This window comes from Globicatella sanguinis NBRC 15551, assembly GCF_001552295.1.
Lineage (GTDB): Bacteria > Bacillota > Bacilli > Lactobacillales > Aerococcaceae > Globicatella > Globicatella sanguinis.
The window spans coordinates 1-4,321 of the sequence record NZ_BCQX01000150.1 but is presented as its reverse complement, the minus strand read 5'-3'; the positions used below and the strand labels follow the sequence as shown (position 1 = coordinate 4,321).

Below are 4,321 nucleotides of genomic sequence, written 5' to 3'. Positions count from 1 at the left end.
GTCAAGAAATCAATATTTTGTTGATACTACTTTAAAAATAATGGCTAGCATCATCGAAGTGATAACGGGCGCTAAAATATAACGAATATTATACGCGGGCATCGCCAAACATAATGTCCCCAAATGAAGTAAAGAAGGCAATAAAATCAATAAATATGTCCACCTTTTAGCAAATATTACTGAAAAGGAGCATGCAAATAAAACCAAAATACTAACTGATGCCACACTCGTAATAAACGGCTTATGAACACCATCATGCGGAGCTTGCTGATAAGACAACTCAGCAATCAAATTACGTAGTGAATCTACTGCAAAATCATAATGCTGTAAATAAGGATCATAATACGCTTTCGGTGAATTGATCATATAATGAAACATTTGAGTCCCTGGCAAACAATGCTCCCATCCATTCACATCCCATAATGGTCGTATTTGCTGTAATTCTGCTCTTAAGTAGAGTAGCGGATATTGTTGACCAATGGTTAACCAGTTCTTTAACAACTCCTTTTGATGGGTGTTAATAAATTCTTTATTAAAGTCCTGGTGAAATTTGACTGGATCAATCATAACAGGGGTATATTTTTCTTGCCAAGTTGCTCGTGGTAAAATTTGATCTAAAAACTCATTTTGTTCTTCCGTTAATGGTCTTCCTGCATCAACCACTGCACCGATATGCTGTAATACCATACTATATTTCTCACTCGGTGAACCTGGTATAATAGCATATCGTTGATTTAATAATGTGTGATACCCCATAAAAATTAAAGCTGTTAAGACTATTATGATGGCTACATCTTTCCATTTATCAAAAGAAAAGAATAACCATATCACTAAAAATGCGATGCCTACATAAAACCCATTATGCCGACCTAATAGCACCACATTAAAGTTAAAGGCAAATATAATCTTCGAGCTCCAATGTTGCAACCAAGTTGGTTCAATAAAATAAATCCTTACTAAAAATAAGGTGACTAAAACTAAAGAAAGATTATACAAATTATCCTTATATAGAGTAACCATATTTGATAGTAACAAAGTCGTGAATAGAATGGTAAACACTACTAATAAAATATAAGATTTTTTAAGTCGAAGATCCAATAATTGCTTGCTAAAATAAGTCAGGACCATGATGGAGCCCACCACTTGCATCAAGGTATACACGACTGGCGTTCCGATTAATTTATAAGAGAGTTTCATCAATAAGGTGGTCAAGACCGGATGCCAATCCGATAAGGGAATACCTCCCATTGCTTGTCCCCATTGAGAATAGGAATCAATATACATATTTCCTGGGCTAAAAGCAAGCAGTAGCGGAAAATAGAAAATGAGTAATACCAGGACCATCATGATTAAAAACTGAGTCTTTTGCCACTTACTAAGCATTCTTTCTGTGTGATACAGCATATTTTTAGCAGTCAAAGCTGTAATGATTTTAAATAATGAAAAATAGAAGTCCGCTCTCAAAACTGCCAGTACCATTTCATAACCCAATTGCTTCGGTGGATTCATATAAAAAGAAAAAACATTCAGTAGAATAAAACACACCATCCATCCTAAATCTTTCCGATTAAACCTTATTTCAACGTCCTTTGTGACTGCAATAAAGCCGATGATTAAGACTAAATGCCAGATACTTAGATGGTTGAGCCCAAACATTAGTATTGTACTGACCAATATCACTCCTCTTATCAACAATCCTTTCACATACATACTCCCTTTCATTTTATATCTCACTCATTATACACTAGAAAAATAATGAAAATACAGACTCTCTCTTAATAATTTATGGCTGGTTTCAAAATAAAATTATGCTTTCACCTCTTAACCTTATGCTCAACTAACGATTTAATATTTATAACAAACTCAATGAGGTAGTAAAACGTTTATCTTTGATAATGATAAAAAAATAAACAGCCTTCCTGTTCGACTAAAAACAAAAAGGCTATTCAATATAAATATTATTCAAATAATTTTTCTCCAAAAAGATCAAATAAATGATAGGCTAATAATAAATTAAACTGATGTTTATTATCATCCAACTCTATTTCTAAAATCTCTTTAATTTTTTCTAAGCGATAATTCATGGTTGAACGGTGTAAAAACAGTTCGTCTGCACTCGCTTTGATACTACAATGGTTATTTAAATAGACTCTTAAGGTTTCAAATAAATCCATACTACTATCAACCGAAGCATCCCAAAGCTTACCTAATTGGGATTTAACAAATAGTTTTGTTTCATCAATTTGATTTAATTCGTTAAGAATCACATAAGACCCTAACTCATCGTAGCTTGCAAAATTTGGTTCATGTCCTGTTCTTTGGATAACATTTAAAACATGTTTCGCTTTGTCATAACGATCACGGTAATCTTTCAATTCTAATACCTGCCCGCCAATGCCAATCCATAACCCTATTTTTGGATTCACAGCTTTTCGAATCGTCTTAAAGAGTTTTTGCCAATAAATACCTGGTTCTTCACCCTGTCTAGCTTTCAACAGCACAATTCTTCCTTTATAAATAGCAGTTACTAATTTAGAATCGAATTTTGATAAATGATAAATCAACTCATTCATCACCGTATTACGCGCAATTCGTCTCACCACTAAATCATCCGAATGTGGTACAACATCTTCAATTGCTAATAAGGCTACATCATAGGAACCATCAATATCAAAGTTGAAATACGAAGCATAAGTAATGATTTGATTCAATTCTTCATGAGGTTTTCCAGAAAACAATGTCCCAACGAAACTATTTTTCAACTGATTTAAAGCATCGCGTTCAATTTTATATTTCATGAAGAAGGTTGCATAAATATTTAATGCCATTGAAATAGCCAAATTAAACGTTTCTTTATTCAAATTAACCTTATTTTCAGAATAAGCAATAAATCCCAATGCCTCACGGTCACCTTCAATTCGTCTAAAAACCATTTCTGTATCTTGAACTGAGATTCTAAATTCACTAGCTAAATGAACATGTTTTAACTTATAATTCTTAATTTCCTTCATTAAAATATCGCGTTCTAAACTAGAGTCTTTTTGTAAATATTTAGAATAAGGATTTAAAAATTGATCAAAAACAATAATATCCCGTTCGACAAATTCACCTAATAGTTGATTCATCTTATCAATATCCGTTTGCTCTAACGAACTTTTAATTAAATTATTTTGTAAATTAAACAATTCCTCTAATTCTTGACGACGTATTTTTTCTTGGCGTCTCAATGACAAGTTTTCATACATTGCACTAAAATAATTCGCATAAGTTTGCAGCAACTCAAAATCTTTTCCAGAAAAAATTTGTTCGGCTGGTTTTTCGCATACCATCGCGCCAACCATTTGTTCATTGATAACTAATGGTATCGTGATTTGCGAATAACCAATTTGTTCCACTCTCGGTAAATAATCTTTTAATAAATTACCTTTACTAAGTGGGATATAATCATCTAACGTGACATAACCAAAAGTGGGTTTTTGTAGTAATAAAGCTTCATGTGCTTGATCGAGTAAGTAAACACCTGTGTAATGAGATCGCGATTCACGACCGGATAATGTCACCACTTTCTCTAGCAGATCTTCAATTGAATTTTGCATCATCAGTTGATGAGAGGCTTGTGCAAAATACAATATTTGACGTTGGCTCGACTCATTACGTTGAATCATTTTCATCGCAATTGCTGCATAAGCACCTAATTCTTTAAATAATTCACGCATTTCGTTAAAAAAGGGACGCGTATCATAATAGCCTACAATAATTATCCCTAAGTCTGAATGATCCTCCGCTATCGGAACTGTAAACCATGAATCAATACCACTCTTTTTAAAATATTGAATTAAAACAGAATCAGGGTCCAAATAATTATCATCGGATTTAATACTTCTTTCATACAATATCGGATTGACTTTATCTGTGGGATAAGGAAAAATCTTTTCAATGTCGATATCTCCTGCTAAATAATGGAGTCTTAAGTAGCCATTTAAATTTAAACCTATCCCAACAAAGTCACATTTAAGTAATTCTTTAAAACTCTCTCCTAGAACGGTCATAATTTCATCTCTAGAATTTATTTTTAATAATTTACGGGAAGCTTGCTTCATATGTTCTTCTATATGACGAATAAACTCTTCTCGTGATTGTTTAGTTTCTAAATTAGTCATTTTATTTTGACCTCACTTATATATTCTCTCTTTAGTATAACACGAAACACTCTATATAAAAGCACTTTCAAACACATTTAACTGCTTATATTAGAATAACAACTTCTCAAGGGATTGAGGCTAGTGGGAGTGGGCAAGGAGAGAAAATTAAATAATTTTCG

The 4,321-nt window shown here is 32.7% G+C and carries 2 protein-coding genes; both read right to left on the bottom strand.

The window, feature by feature from the left end:
* Positions 1-9: 9 nt before the first annotated feature.
* A complete protein-coding gene (locus GSA01S_RS09455) occupies positions 10-1,674 on the bottom strand; it encodes a DUF6020 family protein (RefSeq protein WP_157064819.1) in 1,665 nt (554 codons plus the stop codon).
* Between the two features lie 284 nt (positions 1,675-1,958).
* Positions 1,959-4,160, bottom strand: a complete 2,202-nt coding sequence (locus tag GSA01S_RS09450; protein WP_066126936.1) for a helix-turn-helix domain-containing protein — start codon at positions 4,158-4,160, stop codon at positions 1,959-1,961.
* Between the last annotated feature and the right edge of the window lie 161 nt (positions 4,161-4,321).

Excerpts from the sequence above, each read along its gene's own strand:
- GSA01S_RS09450 (WP_066126936.1), bottom strand. The coding sequence starts at position 4,160 with ATGACTAATTTAGAAACTAAACAATCACGAGAAGAGTTTATTCGTCAT.